The following is a 20,622-nucleotide window of genomic DNA, read 5'->3' on the forward strand; positions in this document are numbered from 1 at the left end:
CACGGACAGGAGTTTGAGATGAACAAATGGATTGGTTTGGGTGTATTGGCGTTGGTCGCAGCGTGTGACGTTCCGCAGGCCCCGGTTGTGACGGGGCCGGACGGTCAGGCCCGCATTCAAATCAATCTATCCGGGCTGACCTGTTATGAAAACCGTTGTCTCGACATTAGCCCCGCCGCGCGCAGCGTGCGCCAGATTGGAAACAAGACAACGGGTATCCCAAGATCCATTGACGTCAGCGACGGGACTGTGACACCTGCCGAGTTCCGACAGATGGGCACTGCCGCGTCCCTCGCCGGTGGCCAGGGCTCAGGCAACGATCGCTAGCAAAGACTGTCCATCTTGCGTGCCAGCTTGGCATCCAACGAGGACAGCCCGCCCACGTCATGGGTAGATAGAACGACTTCAACCGTGCGGTACACGTTTGACCATTCCGGGTGGTGGTTCCATTTCTCGGACCAAATCGCCACTTGGGTCATCCACCCAAAGGCAGAAACGAAATTGTCGAAGATGAACGTTTTGGTGATCGCATCTCGGCCTTCGACCATCGTCCAGCCGTTCTTGAACAGCGGATCCAGCAGCGGGCCACGGGTTTCGGTCGACAAGAGTTCGGTCATTGCTGTTCCTCCGGGTTCGATTTCCTGAACGGGCCGTAGTCCGTTAGAATCTCGATCTCTTCTCCCACTGCACGGCCTTCGGCGTCCAGATATTTTTTGACGGCATCAGCAAAACCCGGATCGCCGACCCAGTGCAAGCTATGCGTGCGCGTTGGCAAATAGCCTCGCGCCAGTTTGTGTTCACCCTGAGCGCCCGCCTCGACCCGGGCCAGACCATGGGCAATGGCAAAGTCTATCGCCCTATAATAGCACAATTCGAAATGCAGGCAGGCATGGTGTTCAACGCAGCCCCAATACCGCCCAAAAAGCGTTTCACGACCTATGAAGTTCAACGCACCCGCGATGGCATAGCCATCCCGTTCCGCCAGCACCAAGGCCATGTCGTCTGCCATGGTTTCCTGCGCAATATCAAAGAATTGACGCGTCAGATAGGGTGAGCCCCATTTGCGCGCTCCGGTATCCTGATAGAACCGCCAAAATGCATCCCAATGTTCGGGGCGCAAAGCGTCGCCGGTCAGGGTGCGGATGTCACCGCCAAAGTCATTGGCCTGCGCCCGTTCCTTGCGGATGTTCTTGCGTTTGCGTGATGACAGGGCAATCAGGAAAGCGTCGAAATCAGAATAGCCTTCATTTAACCAGTGAAACTGCTGCGAGATGCGCAACATCAGGCCCATCTGTTCCCCGGCCAACGCTTCGTCTTCGGTACAAAAGGTCGCGTGCACCGATGAGACCTGATTGTCTGCTGCCAGTTGCACTGCGCCTTGCACAAGGGCTGACATGCCGATCCTCTCGTAACCCGGGCGCACCAGGAAACGTCGCCCGGTTGCCGGGGTGAACGGCACCGAAATCTGCAGCTTGGGGTAATATCGCCCGCCTGCGCTTTCATAGGCATGGGCCCAGCTGTGATCGAAGATGTATTCGCCCTGACTGTGCGATTTGGCGTACATTGGGGCCGCTGCAATCAGCATACCGTCCAGATAAGCCGTCAGATATTGGGGCTGCCAGCCTGTGCCGCGCCCGACCGACCCGCTTTCTTCTAACGCCAACAGAAACCGATGGGTCGTAAAGGGATCAAGAGGCCGCCCGCCATCAGCGGCCTCGGGACAGGCGCAGGCATCCCACTCTGCCGCAGAAATCTGCGACAAGGTGCCTAGTACCTGAATTTCGATCTGTGCCTGATCCATATGTCCTCCGCGCCTGTCCATTATCTGTGACAGGTCAGAGTGGGTTCAAGCTGAATGCGCAGCCAGATACCCTTCGAATGTCACATTGTCGGCAACTTCACGGGCCTCTGCCTCTTGTTCAGGCGACCGGATGGTCCAGCACAGGATCGGCACGCCGCGCGCCTTCAACTCGGCCACGCGGGGGCGCGTCAGGTCGGCTGCCTCGTGACTGATGAAGCTGGCATTGCTGCGCTCAAAATCCGGAATGTCGCGCAGGTGTTCGCGGACGGTTTGAGACAACGGCCAATCCTCCGACTCAAAGGCGCATGTTACGATCCCGCATGGCAAATGCGGGGCCAGGCGCGCCAGTTCAGCGGTCGAGTTCGGGTTGAACGACATCAGCGCCAGCGGGCCTTCATAGCCCGACAGAATACGCAGGGCCTCTTGCTCCAGCGGACCGATGCCGGTGCCCATGGCCCCGTCCTGATCTTTGAACTCAACAAGCAACGGCACCTGACCGGCGACAATATCCAGTACTTCTTTCAGCGACGGGATACCTTCACTGTCGGAATGCAGCAACGGAACCGCCGACGCCTCTGCCCCGGTGATCTGCTGAATCGCGCCGGTCTGTCCGGTCAGACGCTTGAGGTCATAGTCGTGAAAGACCATCACCTGACCATCTGCAGTCAGTTGCAGGTCAATCTCGATCCCATATCCAGCGTCAATTGCAGCCTGAATGGCGGCGCGGCTGTTTTCGGGGCGGTTGTCGGAAATGTCATGCAACGCCCGATGCGCAATCGGGCGTTGAAGAAACTCTGACGGCAATGTGGGTGTCATTGGACTTCGAATATCCCTTCGATCTCGACCGCGACGCCCAACGGCAGTGACGCGGCACTGACGGCAGAGCGCGAATGGCGACCGGCATCGCCCAGCGCCTCGACAAGGAAATCAGACGCGCCGTTGATCACTTGCGGCTGCTGCGTGAAATCCGCCGTCGAGTTAACAAACCCTGTTAGTTTCACCACACGCACCAGCTTTTCGATGTCGCCGCCACAGGCTGCTTTGACCTGCGCCAACAGATTGATCGCGCAAACCCGTGCCGCTGCGGCTCCGGCTTCGACATCCATGTCATCCCCCAGTTTACCGGTGATCAGTTCATCGGTTTTCGAAATCTGGCCCGACACATAAACGATGTTGCCCATGCGCACGAAAGGCACATAGTTGGCAGCGGGTGCAGGCGCTTCATCCAGTGTAACACCCAGGGTTTCCAGCTTTGCGGCGATGCTCATTGAGAGGGTCCTTCCCTAAATTCGACTCTGCCGGACGCTAACCGGGAAGCTTGGTTTGGGAAAGTCGAAAACCGGCAATGTCCTGTCTGCCTGCGATCTGAGCGTTTCTTTACTTATTACGAGCTGTTGATCCTTGGTCACTTTACCCGCCCCCAAATGACAGGTTACACGCAAGGTGTTTCATTTAAGACCCGAAACGACTAGTGACAGAACTTGTGCCACCCCAGCACGTGGATTTTGATTGAACGTCCGGCGGACCATGTGTCGGACCATTTTGGGAGAAGCAAACCGTGCCAAGCAGATTGCGCCTGAAACATTTTATTGTCCTGTCATGCATGGCCATTCTGTCTGCTTGCGCTACGACCCCGCCCGAGGGGGCCTCGCGTAGCGACGTTTTTGATCCGTATGAGAACAACAACCGGGCGATCCACAAGTTCAACCTTGGTGTGGACCGATTCTTGTTCCGCCCTGCTTCGAAAGGCTATGTGAAGATCGTTCCTGACCCGATGGTGACCAGTTTCAGCACCTTCGCCGAAAACATCTCGCTGCCGGGGCAAGCCGTTGATTACCTGTTGCAGGGCAATCCGAAACAGATGGGCAACGCGTTGCTGCGCTTCGTGATCAACATGACCGTGGGTGGCTTTGGTCTTTCCGCACCGGCGGATGAATTGAACCTGCCACCAGTGGATACCGATTTCGGCGAGACGCTGCACGTGTGGGGTGTGGGCGAAGGCGCATATGTTGAGCTTCCCTTCTACGGCCCATCGACCCAAAGGGATGCGATCGGGGTTGTGATCAATTTGTTCTCGAACCCAATCAATTTTTCTCCGGTTCGACCCGTCGACAACATTGGCGTATACGCCGAGATCGTCCGCCGCATGGGAGATCGCGGCCGGTTCTCGGACACCGTCGATTCGATTCTTTATGAAAGTGCAGACAGTTACGCGCAAGCACGCCTGATCTTTCTGCAAAATCGGCGCTTTGAACTGGCAAGAGATGACGAAGACGCCTATCTGGATCTATATTCTGACCCCTATGCCGAAACCGGGACAGACCCGGTCAGGGACCCCTTTTTAGACCCCTACGAGGACCCCTATGCCGAATAACGAGTTGAACCGCCGTCACTTCATCGCCTCGGGCCTTGCATTGGCCCTGCTGCCGATGCCAGCCTTGGCACAGACCGAAGCCGCAGCAAAAGCGCTGGTCAACAGCGTGGTTGCTGACATCAATCGAGTGATCGATTCAGGCAAGTCTGAAAAAGCAATGCTGCGCGACTTCGAAAAGATCTTTGTTCAATATGGCGATGTCCCCATCATGGCGCGTTACGCGCTGGGTGCGGATGCCCGTACGGCCAGCCCGGCCCAATTGAAAAAGTTCACCAAAGCGTTCCAGGGCTATATCTCGCGCAAGTACGGCCGCCGGTTCCGAGAGTTTATCGGCGGCGAGGTCGACGTGCGCAATGCCAGGAAAATCAAGGCCGGGTACGAAGTTCGGACGCTGGTCAAACTGCGCGGCTCGGCCCCCTTTGACGTGACCTTTCTGGTTTCCGACAAGTCGGGCCGGGACAAGTTCTATAATATGTTCATCGAAGGCGTGAACCTGCTGCTGACCGAACGCACCGAAATCGGCGCTATGCTGGATGCCCGGAAAGGCAATCTGGATCAACTGATCAGAGATCTGAACAAAACAGGCTGACCTTGCGGCCGGGCGTGGCAACGCGCCAGCTCGAAGCCATTTCAGGCACATAACAGAGGGTCAGGTTCTTCTGACCCTTTTTTTGTTTCGATTTCAGGGCGCATAGCTGCGTACCAAAGCGCCCGCAATCAAGGCCCAGCCGTCTGCGATGACAAAGAACGCCAGTTTGAATGGCAAGGATACGATTGCCGGAGGAACCATCATCATGCCCATCGACATCAACACTGCCGCAAGAACAAGGTCGATGATCAGGAACGGCAGGAAAATCAGAAAGCCAATCTGAAAAGCCCGCGCGATTTCGGACAGCATGAAAGACGGCATCAGGACGGATAGCGGCGCTTGCGCCGACAGTTCCATCTCATCTCCACCGGGACGTAGGGCAGCCATGGCATAAAAAGTATCCGCATCCAAGCGGGCTGCCATGAAAGTGCGGAAGGGATCCAGCGCCCGTTCCAGCGCGGCCTCGACCCCGATCGTTTCCTCCATCATCGGGCGAATGCCACTTTCCCAGGCTTCGGTGAACACGGGGTCCATGATGAAATAGGTCAGAAACAACGCCAGACTGACAATCAGCATATTGGGCGGCGATTGCTGCAAGCCTATCCCCTGTCGCAGGATCGACAAGACTGTAACCAGAAACGGGAAACAGGTGATCATAACTGCCAGGCCCGGCGCTATGCTCAACACCGTGATCAAAAGGATCAACTGGATGGTTCGGGCCGAAATCGACCCGCCCTCGCCCAGGGACAAAGTCACGTCCTGTGCTGCAGCGAGCGATGGCGTCAGCACAATCGCCAGAGCCAGCCAGATCGCAAAGCGCATCAACCGATCCCGTTTTGAAGGTCGGCAATCTCGGTCAGGCGCACAGCCAATTGTCCGGCCTGGTCGCCCTCCATCTCTTCCAGCAAACCACGCGCAACCAGCTGGTCCCCGACGTAAAGGTCGACCGGATCTTCGATCCGTTTGTCCAGCGTCAAAACCGCGTTCTCGCCCATGTTCAACAGATCCCTGATTAGCGGACGGGCACGACCAACCGAGACTGTCACCTCGATCGGGACAGATTCAAACGGGTTTGGTTTTTCTGTTTGCGGGATTTGAGTGTCATTCATTGGACAAAGCCTCTCTTGCCTCAAAGACATAAGCGTCAAAAATCTGTGCGACGGTGGTCAGCAAAGCGCTGCAATCCTCTTCGCGCCGGTTGGTTCCGACCTGCAGGCGTGCTTGCCCGGCCTCGAGTGAAGGATCTTCGATGACATTCGGTTCGCGGTGCGTGCCTGAGAGCAACAGCGCCTTAACATCTTCAGCGCATCCGATGGGCACCATGATCTGCATCGGCTGCTCGATCTGCGACCGTGCCATCTCGGACAATTGTTCAACAAGACGTGCGGCCAGCCCTTGTTCAACCATCTGGGGCAAAACCTTTTGGACCAGACTTTCAAACATCGGCTCCAAAGACATGGTCATCCGCATCATCGCCTCGTGACAGGTGAAAGACATGTCCTCCAGCGACTGCGCAAGCTCGGCCGAAACCTTCCCACGGTTTTGCTCTTGAGCCTGAGAGGCGTCTTCCCAACCAGCCCCGTAGCCTTCTTCGAAAGATGCGAGCCTTTGTTCTTCCAGCGTTTCCTCATCCAGCAGCAGAACGTTGCCGGTGCTGGTCTGAGCGGTGAAATCCTCAAGCAGATGGGCAATAGACATCACACCCTCTCCTCGCCTTCTTCAAGCCAACTGCGCAGAATCTCGACTGTTTCTTCTTGCTTGTCGCCGATCATTGTCCGCAATCGCGCGACGGGATCTTCAGTGGCGCTATCGCTCAGAACAGGAACGCCCCCCTGTGGCGGCAAAGGTGCGAAATCAGCACCCTCGCCTGTTGCAATTTCACCAGTCAGAACCGAAGCGGCTTCACTGGCTTCATCAGCGGCGGGCAACAGCGCTGCCGTCATTGCGGGCTTCATAAGGATCGGTCGGATGACGAACAACGCAAGTACCAACGAGACAACCGCCAAGACCACCATCTGGATCAGGGACATGGCATCCAGATGAATCCTTTGCCACATTGAAGACGACGCCAATGTGCCTTGCGGCTCTATTATCGGTAAATCCAGAGACTTCAGGGTTATCACATCCCCCCGCGCGGCATCGAAACCCACGGCCGAAGCCACCAGTTCCTGAAGCGCGTCCAGCTCTGCCTGTGGCAGCGGTGCAAATGATTCCACGCCCGAGGCATCCACGGTCCGGGTCCCGTTCACCAACACAGCAACCGTCAGTCGTTTGATCGCACCGGGCGCGGTGTGCACTTCAAGCTCTGTCTCAGAGACCTCATAGTTCACACGCTCACGTGTTTGGGTAGCGGTGGAGTTTGACTCATCCCCGCCAGCCCCATCTCCATCGGGCAGATTCGATGCCACGGTGACATCGGAAGACTGATTGCGGGCACTGTCCGAGCGTTCTTCGACATCCGTGCTGATCGCCACACGGCTCTTGGGATCAAAGCGCCGCTCGCGGATGGATTCGGTCTTGGTTTCAGTGTCCACACTGACCTCGACCACCGCATTTCCGGTTCCAACGCGCGCTTCGACCAGACGCAGAACACGTTCACGCAGCTGGCGCGATTTGTCTTCCGCTGTATCAGCGGCAACAGCTGTGTCCTGCCCACCGATCACGGCCGTGTTCGAGTCGATCACGGTCACGTTCTCGGGTGCAAGCCCGCTCACGGCTGAGGCAACCAGGAACCGGATGGCCTTGGCCTGGTCGCTGGTGATGTCGGCGCCTGAAGGCACCAGATAGACGGAAGCCGTAGGTGATACACTGCGCTGGAACGGGTTCGCCGAGCCTTTGGCGATGTGCACACGCGCCTGGCTGACATGTCGGCTGCCGACTATTGTGCGCGCCAGCTCACCTTCTTTTGCGCGCCAGTATGCTGCATCGAACATCTGCGAGGTGGTGCCAAACCCACTCAGCGAATCCAGCAGTTCATACCCCCGGTTGCCATTCGCTGGCAGACCTTCGCTGGCCAGGGTCATCCGCAACTCATCCCGCTGCGCGCCGGGGACATAGATTGATCCACCGCGAATCTCATAGATGACGCCGCGCTGATCCAGGGCACGCACGATATCCCCTGCAGCGCCGCTTTCCAGGCCTGCATACAGCAGCGTCATGGACGGCGCCGTTACAAGGCGGGACATTCCCAGAATTCCCAAAAACACCAGCGCAACCGCACCAGCAACGATAATTTGTTTACGCCTGTCCAAACTTGCCCAGACAGTTCCGATCTGCTGCACGTTCACCTCCGACTCGCCGACATTCTGCCCGGCGCATCTCTTGTTTGGACGATTGCCCTTAACAATCGGTTAGTCCCTGACCGGTTATGAAACGACAGAACGGATGAATGAGGACGTCATGACCGACGCAACGGCTGAACAGGCAGAAGCCCCTGACAAAAAGGGAAAAAAGCAATACTCATCGGGGTGATTCTGGCGATTGCCGGGGCTGCTGGCGGGTATTTCCTGACCTCTTCAGGGCTGATTCCGTTCGGCGGTAAAGCCGCAAAAGAATCAAGTCAGGACGTCGAAAAGGACACGCCAGCCAGAGCATTGGCAGATGTCGGGTTCGTAGATCTGCCACCCGTGATCGTATCTGTGAATTCGGGCAGTTCTCGGCATCTGAAATTTCACGCGCAGCTCGAAGTGAACGCCCCGTATGTGGCTGACGTCAAAAAAATGCTGCCGCGGATCATGGATGTTCTGAACGGATATCTGCGGGCAGTGGAGTTGCACGATCTTGAAGATCCGCTGGCGCTGATGCGCATCCGTGGCCACTTGCTACGGCGCGTTGAAATTGTTGTAGGCGACGGTCGCGTTCGCGACGTGCTGGTCATGGAATTTATACTGAATTAGGAGGCGAAATTGGAGCTGATTGTGGATATTTTGCTGGTCGCTGGCGCGCTGGGTGCGGGTCTGTACTGTTTTGTTCTATCGCGCCGCCTTAAGCGGTTTACCGACCTTGAGAAAGGCGTTGGTGGCGCCGTGGCCGTGCTATCAACACAAGCGGAAGAGCTGAAGAAATCTCTGGATAACGCACGTGACGCATCTGATCAGTCCGGTGAACAGCTTGGGGCGCTGACACAACGGGCTGAAACCGTCGCTCAGCGGCTGGAACTCATGATGGCGTCAATGCATGACATTGTCCCCGAAGAGGCACCTAAGCCGGATGCAACGGAAGAGCCGGTTTCTGATGCAACCCAACCAAAAGAGCCATGCGATATTGAGCAAGAAATCTCCGCAGACCCCGCCGAGTCCGCTGCGCCTGAAGGGAAGGAACAGCAAAACAAAGCCCCCGATGGGTTGATGTTTTTCCGCCATGACCGCAATCAGGACGGAGCCCAGGCATGAGCCGTCGCCGCGCCTCCCGACAAGACGGCCGCCCGCGAGCCGGCGTCCTAACCGTCATTGCCTTACTGATGCTCGACTCTGCCGTTATTCGTATCGGGTTAGAGGCGGGACCAGCCCTTGCGAAGCCGACAGAATCTGAGTTTGCAGAATCCAAACCCACAGCACCAAAGGCACGCGATATTCAGGCGCTCTTGCATGAACTTCTAAAGCGAGAAGAACGGGTCAAGCAACGTGAAGACATGCTTCGTGAACAGGAAAAGGCGCTGGAGATCGCCGGTCAAGCGATTGAGACGCGTTTGGTTGCGCTTGAAGAGGCAGAGCAGTCTTTGCGCGCTACTCTGGCCGTTGCCGACAACGCCGCCGAGAAAGATCTGACCCGTCTGACAGATGTTTATCAGACCATGAAACCCAAAGATGCCGCCGCGTTATTTGAAACCATGGAGCCAACTTTTGCAGCTGGATTCCTGTCCCGTGTGCCGCCCGACTCTGCGGCTGGGATTCTTGCGGGTCTCAGTCCTGAGGCGGCCTATACGATCAGCGTGGTCATGGCCGGGCGCAACGCCTCAGCCCCACTGGAATAGTTACCTGTGTCACCCCGTCTAGCGCACCCTCTAACCGGAGATTTCAAATGATTGGAATTGTAGGAATTGTCGTCATTTTTGTGATGGTTTTCGGCGGCTACCTTGCTGCTGGCGGCAAGATGACCATCATTCTGAAATCTCTGCCGTTCGAAATGATGATGATCGGCGGTGCAGCAGTTGGCGCTTTTCTGATCAGCAATGACATGGGCGGTGTGAAACACACGGTCAAGGATATGGGCAAGGTCTTCAAAGGTCCGAAATGGAAACCCGAAGACTATCGCGACCTTCTCTGCCTTTTGTTTTCGCTGATCCGTATTGCGCGCGCCAATCCGGTTGAGGTTGAACAACATATCGAAGATCCGGAAAACTCCAGCCTGTTTTCTGCCTACCCCAAGATTCAAGCCGACAAGGAAGCGGTTGATCTGATCTGTGACACGATGCGGTCTGCCGCGATGAATTATGATGATCCCCACCAAGTGGAAGAGGTGCTGGAAAAGCGGATGGTGGCGAATTTTCATCACGCGATGCACTCGAGCCATGCCTTACAGACAGTGGCAGACGGCTTGCCCGCGCTTGGAATCGTGGCAGCGGTTTTGGGGGTCATCAAGACCATGGGCTCGATCGATCAACCTCCCGAGGTGCTGGGCAAGCTGATCGGCGGTGCTTTGGTAGGCACGTTCCTTGGGGTTTTCCTGGCGTATGGTCTGGTGGGCCCCTTTGCCGGGAAATTGAAATCCGTGGTCGAGGAAGACAATCACTTCTATCAACTTATCAAGGAAGTTTTGGTCGCAAACCTGCACAACCACAATGCTGCCATGTGTATCGAGGTCGGCCGTCAGAATACACCCACGCACAACCGCCCCGGCTTTACCGAACTTGAAGAAGCGTTGAAGGACCTAAAGCAGGCGGCCGCATGAAACATCTCGGACTGTTGATATTGGCTGTTGTCGCAGCGGCCTCCTCAGCCACGGCGCAAGACGTGGCAGTTCGGTCAGGTGAGCATGACGGATACACGCGTTTGGTGTTTAAAGTGCCGCCGAACACAGAATGGAGATTGGCCCAGCGCAGAGACGGCGCGCGATTGACGGTGGACTTGGACGGCGTGACCTTTCGAACAGGATCGGTTTTCAGCAGATTGACGACGAACCGTCTTGAATCGCTGTCACAGGCTCAACCCGGGGACGCTTTGGACCTTGAGTTCGGCTGCGAATGCGTGGCTTCGGCTTTTCTGTACCGAGGGTCGATGATCGTTCTCGACATCACGCCGGGAGAGTTCCTGCCGCCGTTGCTGGCTGATTTTCCACCGCCGATGCAACAACGGCCCGTTAATGCAACAACTGCTTCGGATACAAACGCGCAAATGTCAGGGCTTGACCTGCCGCTTCTTGAGCGTGGGTTAAAAGACCAACTGTCGACCCGGTTTTTGCAGGGCGCTGACCGTAAGCTGCTTGATCTGCATCTGGCCCCGGTTGGACCGCGCAGTTCTATCACATCCAATGAAGATCCACTGTTGAGCGGCTTGAGTGCGAATATACGCCTGACGACTGTGCTGGACGATCTGCAGGATGTGTTGAATTCCGAGGTTCTGCAACTCGACCTTCAAAAAGCCTGCATCTCGACGTCCGAATTGGGTTTCTCAAGTTGGTCCACAGCGGACCCATTCGCCACGCAGGTATCTGTTCTGCGTACAGCGCTTTATCATGAGTTTGACACGCTCGACGAAGACAGCGCTCTGAAACTGGCTAAGCTGTATGCATACCACGGCTTTGGGGCCGAGGCTTTGGCCGTTTTAGAATTGACCGAGTTAGTGTCTGATGAAGCGGATCGCATCAAGGCGATTGCGCGGATCGTAGACGAAACGGCGGTGCAAAACACCAGTCCGTTCAGTGGTTTGCAACGTTGCGACAGCGATGCAGCGCTTTGGGCTGTCCTTTCTGACAATGCGTTAGCTGCCGATGCCGATGTCGAAGCAATCGAGCAAGCATATGCAGGATTGCCGGATCATCTCCGCCGCAGGTTTGGTATGCAGCTTTCACAAATTCTCGTCGAAGGAAACCAATTGGAAGCCGCGCGCAGAGTGATACGTTCAGTTGAGCGTATTGACGAAAGCGCGTCGCCCAGCATGACGCGCGCCAAGGCCATGATTGCCGCAGCCGAAGGCAACGGAGCCCGTGAAGAAAAGTTGCTGACCGAGGTTGTTACGGCAACCGAAGCAACGCCTGAAGCACCGGTGGCCTTGGCCCGTTTGGTTGAAAAGCGTAGGACCGATCGCAAAACTGTTTCCACGCAAGAGCTTGAGTTGGCTGCGTCTTATTCGGTTGAGTATCGGCGCTCGTATCTGGGCCCTATGATGGCCCGTACCCATGCGATTGCGCTGAGCCTTAGTCAGGATTTTGATCCTGCATTCGGCATCATTTTGGAACTGGAAAACGGGCAGGACAGGGACCGCGCGTTCAATCGGCATCTGCACCTATTGGCAGAGCGGTCCGATGACGTGACCTTCTTACAGCAAACATTTCACATCCTGCAGATGAAAAAAACGCCACCCCTGACCACAGGCGCTGCAATCGCATTGGCTGATCGGCTCGCCACGCTCGGGTTTGTGGATCAGGCGTTTGCTCTGGCAAACAGAACCGAAGATCAAACCCGTCGGACTGAAAGGGCCCGTTTACGAGCTAGGGCAGCCATGCTTTCGGAACGCCCCCACCAAGCGCTGCTTGAATTAGCTAAGGACGACTCGGACAAAGCACTGGCGTTGCGAGCACAGGCCATGGAAATAGCGCAGGACTATTTGGGCGCAGCTGAGGTCATGCAGAGTTTGGAGCAAGACGAGGCTGCAAAAAGACTTTTATGGTTGGCGGGTTTGCCGGGAGACACGGTTGATCCTACGGATGGGAAATACGCGACTCTGAACCGGACCACTCAATCCTTGATTGCTCCCCCTGAAAGGCATTTGGAAAAACCATTGAAAGACGCACAGGATCTGCTTGAAGACAGCGAAACGACGCGACAGAAGATCGCTGAGATGTTCAATTCGATCAATAGAGAGTGACCCGCGCTTCTCGCGTGCCGCAGTCAATAGGTTTTCATAATGCGGGAACTCTACATCTTGGGATGAACCCCCCGATAACCATTCAAAGCTTCGTCGTCACCGATTTTGGTTTCGCAAGTATCAGAAACCCCAAAAGTCGGATAGCAATCCTGTTGATATGCTCAGCGCCCGACATTTGTGCCGGGCGCAGAAAAATGGGTCTATAGCCGAGCCATCGCTTATCAGTATGGTGCCTCGACATCGTTCATTGAGACATAGACGGTTTTCATCTCGCTGAAGTGGTTGATCGCCAGTTTCGAGTTCTCGCGCCCCACGCCGGACATTTTCGATCCGCCAAACGGGGCTTCGACCGGAGCGAGATTGTAGGTGTTGATGTAGCAGGTACCTGCCTCAAACCCGGCCACCACGCGGTGGGCGCGTGTCAGATCGCTGGTGAAGACACCAGCGGCCAGACCGAATTCAGTGTCGTTGGCGCGGGCCATGACCTCGGCTTCGGTGTCAAAATCCAGCACCGACATGACCGGACCAAAGATTTCTTCGCGCGCGATGGTCATGTCGTCGGTCACGTCTGCAAAGACTGTGGGTTGCATGTAGAACCCGTCGCCATCAAGCCGCGCTCCACCATAGACCAGACGCGCGCCCTCGGCCTTGCCTTTTTCGGTATAGCCCAGCGCGATATTCATCTGATTTTCGCTGACCATCGGGCCAAAGCTGACATCCTCGTCCATCGGATCGCCGATTTTGGCGTTGGCCAAACGTTCGGAAAGACGTTTGAGGAAAGCTTCCTTGATACCCTTTTGTACAAACACGCGGGTACCGTTGGAGCAGACCTGACCTGAGGAATAGAAGTTGCCCAGGATTGCACCCGAAACCGCGTTTTCGATATCGGCGTCATCAAACACGATCATCGGGGATTTACCGCCCAATTCCATGGTGACGTGTTTCATGCCCTCGGCTGCTGCGGCATAGACCTTGCGGCCCGTCGGAACGGAGCCGGTCAGCGAAACCTTGGCCACGCGCGGATCAGTGACCAGCGAAGCGCCTACATCGCCATACCCCTGGATCACGTTGTAAACGCCTTTTGGCGCGCCGGCCTCGATGAGGATTTCTGCGACTTTCAACGCCGAAAGGGGCGTGGTCTCGGATGGCTTGAATACCATGGAATTGCCACAGGCCAGCGCCGGGGCCCCTTTCCAGCAGGCGATTTGGGTCGGATAGTTCCATGCCCCAATCCCGACGCAAACGCCCAGAGCCTCGCGGATCGTATAGACAAAATCGCCGCCGCCCAGAGGAATGTGTTCGCCTGTCAGGCTGCCTGCCAGACCACCAAAATACTCAAGAGCATCCGCGCCCGAAGTGGCATCCGCCACGGTGGTTTCCTGGATCGGCTTCCCGGTGTCATGGGTTTCCAGAACGGAAAGGTCGTAATTGCGTTCGCGCATGATGTCAGCGGCACGGCGCAACACCCGGCCCCGCTCGGTTCCTGACATCGCCGCCCAGGCTGCTTGTGCGCTTTTGGCACTGTTCAGAGCCTGTTCAACAATCGCCGGTGTTGCCGAATGCAATCGTGCGATCACCTCTCCAGTGGCCGGGTAAATCACGTCGATGGCGGCACCATCTGTATCTTCGACATACGCGCCATCAATGAAATGGCTGGCTTTGGGCTGAAACTTCATACCAAGTCCTCTTCTATTCACCCGTCTGAACGGGACAATTGGTTCGTTGAAATCGGCCCTAAAGATTATTGATTGACCAGTCAATAAATTCATTCGGACGGCAGGATCATGCCAACCGAAGCCCCCAAACCTTGAAATTTTCGGTTAATGTTCTATTTATGTTCTACATAGTCAGAGGATAAACCGATGGCCCAGCACACGCGCCAATCTGCCCTGAACGGGCCCAGCAACGACTATCATCTGCTTCCGGTGACGGACCGACAGATGCGCTATGCCCGCGCAATTGCCGAAAAATCGGCATTGGAGATACCGGTCGAGGCACAACGTGACCGAAAGCTGCTTTCGGATTGGATTTCAACGCACAAACCGCGCAGCACGTCGCAATTCGACAACTACCCAACAGGCAAGCAAGTCGCCTTTGCCGAGCGGATTTCACGCAGCAAACGCCGCCCTATCCCGTCCGAGTGTTTTCGCGACAAGAAAATGATGTCGCGCTGGATCGATCACAACAAATAGAGCCTATTTAGGGTCTTCATGGCTGTGATTGCGCGCGTACAGTGAGACCGCTGCCGCAACGAACATACCCAGCAGGATGTATCCTGTCACAGCCTCGGACACGGCAAGCCCGCGACACAGGCCGGTTGGAGACATGTCGCCATATCCAACCGTTGTGAAGGTCACATAGGAAAAATACAGAATGTCACCCGGACCCTGCGCGCCGACGACACAATGATCGTTGTATCCAAACGCGCCATATACCGCAGCAAACAGGAACGGGACCACCTGTATGAAAGACACCCCCATCAGGAACAATAGCCTACGCGGTGATTTCACTTGAGTCATGTAGTACCAGGACTGCGACACCAGCCAGATCAACAGACCAACCGAAGCGATTGTGCCGATCGTGTCACCTGCGGTCGTTTCGCTCAGGCGTGAAAGGCCATACCAGGCAAGAAAGCTTGCCAGAACCAAACCCAACGCAGCCAAAAAGGTCGACTTCCACTCTTCCAGTGTTGTGGGTTTGCGGCGCATGAGTGCCCCTTCAAGCTGATTTCCAGGTGATCATCCGACCTAAAGCAATGGCCTGCAACCCGAATTCAATCCTGCCGCAAATGCGTCTCACCCCGTTCGCGCGCCAGCAGGATCTGCTTTTGCCGCTCGCGAAAGCGCATTTTATCGGCCTCGGACGTCTCATCGATACATTGGTGGCAGGACACGCCATGTTCGTACTCCGGGCATTTCATGTCCTCAGGCAAGATCGGTCGGCGGCAACCGTGGCAAAGCATGTGTGGCCCTTCTACAAGGCCGTGGCCAACGGATACGCGATTGTCGAACACAAAACACTCACCCTGCCAGGTGCTGTCTTCAGCGGGCGTCTCTTCCAGATACCGCAGGATGCCCCCTTTGAGGTGATAGACATCCTCAACCCCCTGCCCCAGCAGATAATTGGTGGATTTTTCGCAGCGGATACCGCCGGTACAGAACATGGCGACGCGTTTGTTGTGAAAACGGTCCTTGTTTTCTTCCCACCACGCCGGAAAATCGCGGAAACTGGCCGTTTCAGGGTCTATTGCGCCTTCAAACGTGCCTATTGCCACTTCGTAGTCGTTGCGCGTGTCGATGACCACAACATCGTCCGAACGAATAAGTTCGTTCCACTCCTGCGGCTCAACATAGTTGCCAACGCGGGCACGCGGGTCGACATCCGGCTGCCCCATAGTCACGATCTCTTTCTTCAGCCGCACCTTCATCTTGCCAAATGGCGGATGATCCGAGGTCGCCTCTTTCCACTCAAGATCCGCGCAACCGGGCAAGGCGCGAATATATTCCAGAACCGCATCAATCCCAGCACGCGGACCTGCGATAGTGCCGTTGACCCCTTCATGCGCCAGCAGCAATGTGCCGGTGACTGATTGGGCGCGGCACAGGTCCAGCAGCGGGTCGCGCAACGCGGCGGGATCCGGGAAACGTGTGAAATGATACAGGGCAGCGATGGTATACATAGGCGCGATTTACCTTCGTAGACCCGAAGCCGCAAGGGAGTGCATTGACGCCTGACGCCCCGCCCCCTACCGATAAGACAATCAAAGGAGGCCGCAATGACCCATGCCCTGCTCGTCATAGATGTTCAGAACGATTTCTGCCCCGGCGGTGCTTTGGCGGTGGCAGGGGGGGATGAAATCGTGGCCCCCATCAACGCAATGATGGACGATTTTGACGCTGTGATCCTGACACAAGACTGGCATCCTGCAGGACATTCCTCATTCGCCAGCTCACATGAGGGCAAAAATCCGTTTGACCTGATCGAGATGCCCTACGGCCCTCAGGTTCTCTGGCCCGACCACTGTGTTCAAGGATCGCAGGGGGCCACGTTTCACTCTGATCTCCGCGTCAATGGCGATCTGATCCTCCGTAAAGGGTTTCGCGGTGCCATCGACAGCTACTCTGCATTCTTTGAGAATGATCAAAAAACGCCCACAGGGTTGAAAGGATATCTGGAAACACGAGGTATCGACCGCTTGACGCTGGTTGGTTTGGCCACTGATTTCTGCGTTCATTACTCGGCCGTGGATGCAGCGCGGCTGGGGTTTGATGTCACCGTTCGCATGGACGCCTGCCGCGCCATTGATATGGAGGGGTCGCTGGCCGCAGCGGAACAGGCCATGCGCGACGCCGGAGTTACCCTGATTTAAGGGGTCGTCCCGGCGGCTGCCAGCAGCTTAAGAATCACAAACAAAACGACTGCCAACCCCAAAGCCAACCCGATGCGGCCAGGTACTGTTCGCCGGTCGTTGCTAGGCTGCACCGGTTTTGGCGGTGGCGTACGCACCTGACGCGCACGCACGATCCCTGCCATCGGCTGCGCAACACGCACGTAGGTCAGGAAATCCATCAGGTCGAATTCGCCGCAATATTCCCCGCGAACCCCATGCGTCTTTATATTGGCAAACAGTGACCTCAGAACCCGCACCCGGTCGGCTTGATCCTCGGCAGGGAAAACACCCGGCACGATGCCGCTGTTGCGCGACTCAAGGCTGAACCCAGCGTCCAGGAACATCTTGCGGATTTTCGGCGAAGTTCCCCGCAAAGCATCCGCAGTTCTAATGTCGCGGAAAACTGCATGCACCTGACGGCCCCCATCCCTCTGAGCCCCTGGCTTTTCAGAGTCAAAATCGTCTAGTGCAGCTTTAACAATATCAAAATCGTACTCGAGACCCATTCACAAACTCAGTTCCGTATTTCCATCCCCTCTTCTCACTAACTGGTGAAAACAATGCACAATATGCCGGTAATGTGACGTCATACTGGCATTGTCACCAAATCAGCGACTCTTGCCATTCCCGTTGTCGATTGATCTAACTACGGAAATTGCAGGAGTTCCCCATGGTCGACATTGCGACCCGTGTATACAATCACAAATGGCAGATTGACCCTATTGTCCGGTCTTTGATCGATACGGACTTCTACAAACTGCTGATGTGTCAGTCAGTGTTTCGAAACAAGCCCCAAACAACTGTGGCTTTTTCACTGATAAACCGGTCGAATCACGTGCCTTTGGCGAAATTGATCGACGAAGGAGAACTGCGGGAACAGCTGGATCACATTTGCTCACTTAGCCTGAGCCGGGGCGAAAGCACCTGGCTTCGGGGCAATATGTTCTATGGAAAACGGCAGATGTTTCGCTCGGATTTCATGGAATGGTTCGAGAATATGCGCCTGCCGCCCTACCATCTGGAACGGAAGGGCGATCAGTATGAATTAACCTTCGAAGGCAAATGGCATGAGGTCATGCTGTGGGAAATCCCTGCGCTGGCGGTGTTGATGGAACTGCGATCGCGCGCCGTTCTCAATGATATGCGACGGTTCGAGCTGCAGGTGCTTTATGCCCGTGCGATGACCCGCGTGTGGGAAAAGATCGAAAAGCTGAGCTCGGTTGACGGTCTGAGCATTGCGGACTTCGGCACGCGGCGGCGGCATTCCTTCCTGTGGCAGGATTGGTGCGTGCAAGCCATGATCGAAGGATTGGGCGCGTCGTTTACCGGGACGTCAAATTGCCTGATCGCCATGCGGCGCGAAGTTGAGGCCATAGGCACCAACGCCCATGAATTACCCATGGTCTATTCAGCGCTGGCCGACACCGACGCAGAATTGGCGCAAGCCCCCTACGACGTCCTAAGCGACTGGCATGATGAGCATGACGGCAACCTGCGTATCATCTTGCCCGACACTTACGGAACCAAAGGTTTCTTGGACAACGCCCCCGACTGGTTGGCCGGATGGACCGGAATACGCATCGACAGCGGCGATCCGGCGGCAGGGGCCGAAGTGGCCATCGAGTGGTGGAAGTCGCGCGGTGAAGATCCGACCCAAAAGCGGATCATTTTCTCAGATGGTCTGGATGTCGAGAAAATTCAGGAGTTGCACACCCAATTCGCAGGTCGCGCCAATATTTCCTTCGGCTGGGGCACTTTGCTGACCAACGATTTTCGCGGACTTGTGCCCAATGACGCACTGGCCCCGTTCTCATTGGTCTGCAAAGCGGTTTCCGCGAACGGTCGCCCGACGGTGAAGCTGTCGGACAACCCTGAAAAGGCGATGGGACCACAAGACCAGATCGAGCGGTACAAGCGTGTTTTCGGGGTCGGCGCGCAAGAAGCGATCGAGGTTGTCGTCTAACCGTGATAGGCGGCAACAGTCTTCAGTTGTGAGAACCCGTACAACGCTTCGAACCCTTTTTCGCGACCGTGACCGGATTTACCAACACCGCCAAAGGGCAATTCAACTCCGCCCCCGGCACCGTAGTTGTTGATAAACACCTGCCCCGAATGCAGCCCTTTCGCCAGTCGCATCTGCCGGGCTCCGTCACGCGTCCAGATGCTGGCAACCAGGCCGTATTCCGTACTGTTTGCGATTGTTAGAGCCTGCTCTTCGGTGTCAAACGGGATCAGAACCTGAACCGGGCCAAAAATCTCATCCCGCGCCAGCACATGATCGGGCGATACATCAGCAAACAAGGTGGGCCGGACGTAAGCGCCGGTTTCAGGCGCGTCACTAACAATTTGCCCCTGTGCCGCAATGGTAAGATCCGTGCCTTTGCCCAGAAAACCACTGACGATCTGTTTCTGCCGGGCCGAGATCAAGGGCCCCACGCGCAGATCCTGCATTGCAGGTCCGACGGTCAGCTGTTCATAGGCTTTAGACATACGGGACTTGACTTGATCGTATACGCCACGCTGAACCAGAATGCGGGACGAGGCTGAACACGTCTGGCCTGCGTTCTGTATGCCAGCATTCACCAAAAACGGCAGCGCCGCGTCCAGATCGGCATCGTCAAAGACCAGTTGCGGGGATTTTCCGCCCAGTTCCAGCGTTACAGGCACCACATTGCGGCCAGCTGCCTGTTGCACCAGGGCTCCCGTGGCCACCGAGCCGGTAAACGAAATATGGTTCACCCCCGGATGTGCTGACAGCGCCGCGCCTGCCTCGGCTCCAAGACCGGGCACGACGTTTAACGCACCGGCTGGTAAACCGGCCTGCTGCGCTAGATGAGCAAAAGCCAGTGCCGTTAAACAAGCTTCCTCTGCAGGTTTCAGAACGCAAGCATTGCCCATGGCCAGCGCCGCCCCGACCGAACGCCCAATGATCTGCATCGGGTAGTTCCACGGCACGATATGGCCCGTCACCCCATGCGGTTCTCGCAGCGTATAAACGGTGTAGCCATCAAGATAGGGGATGGTCTCTCCCATCACCTTGTCTGCTGCACCGCCATAGAATTCGCAATACCGGGCCAGCGCAACAGCATCGGCACGGGCTTGCGTCAACGGCTTGCCCACATCCATCGCCTCAAGCTGTGCAAGATCCTCGACCCGTTCCAGCACCAGCTGACCCAACCTCGTAAGAATACGCCCCCGCTCCAACGCCGTTTTACGCCCCCAATCGCCCTGCAATGCGGCTTGAGCCGCTTGAACTGCGACGACGACATCTGTCTCTGAACCACGTGCGATCCGGCAGATTTCGGTCCCGTCCGAGGGGTTGATGAGCGGCAGGGTGCCACCCGAGGCCGCGGGTTTCCATTGTCCCTCGATCAGACAAAGCGTGGGGTCGAACCATATCTTCTGGGTCAATTTCGTCTCCATTTCAGGCTCTAATCAGTGGTT

General features: G+C 56.3%; 24 protein-coding genes. 11 read left to right on the forward strand and 13 right to left on the reverse strand.

Annotated elements, in window-relative coordinates; genetic code table 11:
- Positions 1 to 18 precede the first annotated feature (18 nt).
- A complete protein-coding gene (locus GS636_RS16220; protein WP_171670679.1) occupies positions 19 to 327 on the forward strand; it encodes a hypothetical protein in 309 nt (102 codons plus the stop codon).
- On the opposite strand, the gene GS636_RS16225 is transcribed toward GS636_RS16220, so the two are convergent.
- From GS636_RS16225 to GS636_RS16240, 4 genes are read right to left on the reverse strand one after another with little or no spacing between them, the layout of a single operon-like run.
- Positions 324 to 617, reverse strand: a complete 294-nt coding sequence (locus GS636_RS16225; protein WP_171093186.1) for a 4a-hydroxytetrahydrobiopterin dehydratase — start codon at positions 615 to 617, stop codon at positions 324 to 326. The genes GS636_RS16220 and GS636_RS16225 overlap by 4 nt on opposite strands.
- Positions 614 to 1,801, reverse strand: coding sequence for a GNAT family N-acetyltransferase (locus GS636_RS16230; RefSeq protein ID WP_171093185.1), 1,188 nt, complete (start codon positions 1,799 to 1,801; stop codon positions 614 to 616). Before GS636_RS16230 ends, GS636_RS16225 begins: the two co-directional genes overlap by 4 nt.
- Positions 1,802 to 1,846: 45 nt before the next feature.
- The gene (locus GS636_RS16235; protein WP_171670682.1) at positions 1,847 to 2,617 is read right to left on the reverse strand and encodes a glycerophosphodiester phosphodiesterase family protein; all 771 of its coding nucleotides are present in this window, start codon (positions 2,615 to 2,617) and stop codon (positions 1,847 to 1,849) included.
- Positions 2,614 to 3,069 (reverse strand): RidA family protein, encoded by a 456-nt coding sequence (locus GS636_RS16240; RefSeq protein WP_171093181.1) that lies wholly within the window; start codon positions 3,067 to 3,069, stop codon positions 2,614 to 2,616. The genes GS636_RS16235 and GS636_RS16240 overlap by 4 nt, the downstream gene beginning before the upstream one ends.
- A 290-nt stretch (positions 3,070 to 3,359) precedes the next feature.
- On the opposite strand from GS636_RS16240, the gene GS636_RS16245 reads away from it, so the two are divergent.
- Positions 3,360 to 4,175, forward strand: coding sequence for a VacJ family lipoprotein (locus tag GS636_RS16245; RefSeq protein ID WP_371732269.1), 816 nt, complete (start codon positions 3,360 to 3,362; stop codon positions 4,173 to 4,175).
- Complete coding sequence (locus GS636_RS16250) at positions 4,165 to 4,764, forward strand: phospholipid-binding protein MlaC (RefSeq protein ID WP_171184372.1); 600 nt, start codon at positions 4,165 to 4,167, stop codon at positions 4,762 to 4,764. Before GS636_RS16245 ends, GS636_RS16250 begins: the two co-directional genes overlap by 11 nt.
- 93 nt (positions 4,765 to 4,857) lie before the next feature.
- On the opposite strand, the gene fliP is transcribed toward GS636_RS16250, so the two are convergent.
- The 4 genes from fliP to fliF are packed head-to-tail and all read right to left on the reverse strand — an operon-like array spanning position 4,858 to position 8,045.
- The gene (gene fliP, locus GS636_RS16255) at positions 4,858 to 5,586 is read right to left on the reverse strand and encodes a flagellar type III secretion system pore protein FliP (RefSeq protein ID WP_171670684.1); all 729 of its coding nucleotides are present in this window, start codon (positions 5,584 to 5,586) and stop codon (positions 4,858 to 4,860) included.
- Positions 5,586 to 5,873 (reverse strand): FliM/FliN family flagellar motor C-terminal domain-containing protein, encoded by a 288-nt coding sequence (locus GS636_RS16260; RefSeq protein WP_171093175.1) that lies wholly within the window; start codon positions 5,871 to 5,873, stop codon positions 5,586 to 5,588. The genes fliP and GS636_RS16260 overlap by 1 nt, the downstream gene beginning before the upstream one ends.
- Positions 5,866 to 6,462, reverse strand: a complete 597-nt coding sequence (locus GS636_RS16265; RefSeq protein WP_171670687.1) for an ABC transporter ATP-binding protein — start codon at positions 6,460 to 6,462, stop codon at positions 5,866 to 5,868. Before GS636_RS16265 ends, GS636_RS16260 begins: the two co-directional genes overlap by 8 nt.
- Positions 6,462 to 8,045 (reverse strand): flagellar basal-body MS-ring/collar protein FliF, encoded by a 1,584-nt coding sequence (fliF, locus tag GS636_RS16270; RefSeq protein WP_171670690.1) that lies wholly within the window; start codon positions 8,043 to 8,045, stop codon positions 6,462 to 6,464. The genes GS636_RS16265 and fliF overlap by 1 nt, the downstream gene beginning before the upstream one ends.
- Before the next feature lie 186 nt (positions 8,046 to 8,231).
- On the opposite strand from fliF, the gene fliL reads away from it, so the two are divergent.
- From fliL to GS636_RS16295, 5 genes are read left to right on the forward strand one after another with little or no spacing between them, the layout of a single operon-like run.
- Positions 8,232 to 8,660 (forward strand): flagellar basal body-associated protein FliL, encoded by a 429-nt coding sequence (fliL, locus tag GS636_RS16275; protein ID WP_371808738.1) that lies wholly within the window; start codon positions 8,232 to 8,234, stop codon positions 8,658 to 8,660.
- A gap of 9 nt (positions 8,661 to 8,669) precedes the next feature.
- On the forward strand, positions 8,670 to 9,155 hold the full coding sequence (locus tag GS636_RS16280; protein WP_171670692.1) for a DUF6468 domain-containing protein: 486 nt from the start codon (positions 8,670 to 8,672) through the stop codon (positions 9,153 to 9,155).
- Positions 9,152 to 9,736: a MotE family protein gene (locus GS636_RS16285; RefSeq protein ID WP_171670695.1), complete on the forward strand. Its 585-nt coding sequence runs from the start codon at positions 9,152 to 9,154 to the stop codon at positions 9,734 to 9,736. Before GS636_RS16280 ends, GS636_RS16285 begins: the two co-directional genes overlap by 4 nt.
- Positions 9,737 to 9,783: 47 nt before the next feature.
- A complete protein-coding gene (motA, locus tag GS636_RS16290; protein WP_171670698.1) occupies positions 9,784 to 10,653 on the forward strand; it encodes a flagellar motor stator protein MotA in 870 nt (289 codons plus the stop codon).
- Positions 10,650 to 12,788, forward strand: a complete 2,139-nt coding sequence (locus GS636_RS16295; protein ID WP_171670700.1) for a hypothetical protein — start codon at positions 10,650 to 10,652, stop codon at positions 12,786 to 12,788. Before motA ends, GS636_RS16295 begins: the two co-directional genes overlap by 4 nt.
- 221 nt (positions 12,789 to 13,009) lie before the next feature.
- Here the strand turns inward: GS636_RS16295 and betB are convergent, their stop codons facing one another.
- The gene (gene betB / locus GS636_RS16300; protein ID WP_171670703.1) at positions 13,010 to 14,464 is read right to left on the reverse strand and encodes a betaine-aldehyde dehydrogenase; all 1,455 of its coding nucleotides are present in this window, start codon (positions 14,462 to 14,464) and stop codon (positions 13,010 to 13,012) included.
- Positions 14,465 to 14,650: 186 nt separating this feature from the next.
- Between betB and GS636_RS16305 the strand changes: the two genes are divergently transcribed.
- Complete coding sequence (locus tag GS636_RS16305) at positions 14,651 to 14,980, forward strand: hypothetical protein (RefSeq protein ID WP_171093159.1); 330 nt, start codon at positions 14,651 to 14,653, stop codon at positions 14,978 to 14,980.
- 3 nt (positions 14,981 to 14,983) lie between these two features.
- On the opposite strand, the gene GS636_RS16310 is transcribed toward GS636_RS16305, so the two are convergent.
- Positions 14,984 to 15,496 (reverse strand): potassium channel family protein, encoded by a 513-nt coding sequence (locus GS636_RS16310; protein WP_171093157.1) that lies wholly within the window; start codon positions 15,494 to 15,496, stop codon positions 14,984 to 14,986.
- A gap of 65 nt (positions 15,497 to 15,561) precedes the next feature.
- Positions 15,562 to 16,467, reverse strand: a complete 906-nt coding sequence (locus tag GS636_RS16315) for a rhodanese-related sulfurtransferase (RefSeq protein WP_171105783.1) — start codon at positions 16,465 to 16,467, stop codon at positions 15,562 to 15,564.
- Between the two features lie 96 nt (positions 16,468 to 16,563).
- Between GS636_RS16315 and pncA the strand changes: the two genes are divergently transcribed.
- Entirely contained in the window at positions 16,564 to 17,157 is a 594-nt protein-coding gene (gene pncA, locus GS636_RS16320; RefSeq protein WP_171670706.1) for a bifunctional nicotinamidase/pyrazinamidase, read from the forward strand.
- Here pncA and GS636_RS16325 read toward each other — a convergent pair.
- On the reverse strand, positions 17,154 to 17,684 hold the full coding sequence (locus tag GS636_RS16325) for a hypothetical protein (protein WP_171093151.1): 531 nt from the start codon (positions 17,682 to 17,684) through the stop codon (positions 17,154 to 17,156). The two genes, pncA and GS636_RS16325, sit on opposite strands and share 4 nt — an antisense overlap.
- A 164-nt stretch (positions 17,685 to 17,848) precedes the next feature.
- Here GS636_RS16325 and pncB point away from each other — a divergent pair, with 164 nt between their 5' ends.
- Positions 17,849 to 19,141: a nicotinate phosphoribosyltransferase gene (gene pncB / locus GS636_RS16330; RefSeq protein WP_171093148.1), complete on the forward strand. Its 1,293-nt coding sequence runs from the start codon at positions 17,849 to 17,851 to the stop codon at positions 19,139 to 19,141.
- Here the strand turns inward: pncB and GS636_RS16335 are convergent.
- Complete coding sequence (locus tag GS636_RS16335; RefSeq protein ID WP_253762836.1) at positions 19,138 to 20,589, reverse strand: aldehyde dehydrogenase family protein; 1,452 nt, start codon at positions 20,587 to 20,589, stop codon at positions 19,138 to 19,140. The two genes, pncB and GS636_RS16335, sit on opposite strands and share 4 nt — an antisense overlap.
- Positions 20,590 to 20,622: the final 33 nt, after the last annotated feature.

Source organism: Ruegeria sp. HKCCD4884, assembly GCF_013110855.1.
In the GTDB taxonomy this organism is placed as follows: domain Bacteria; phylum Pseudomonadota; class Alphaproteobacteria; order Rhodobacterales; family Rhodobacteraceae; genus Ruegeria.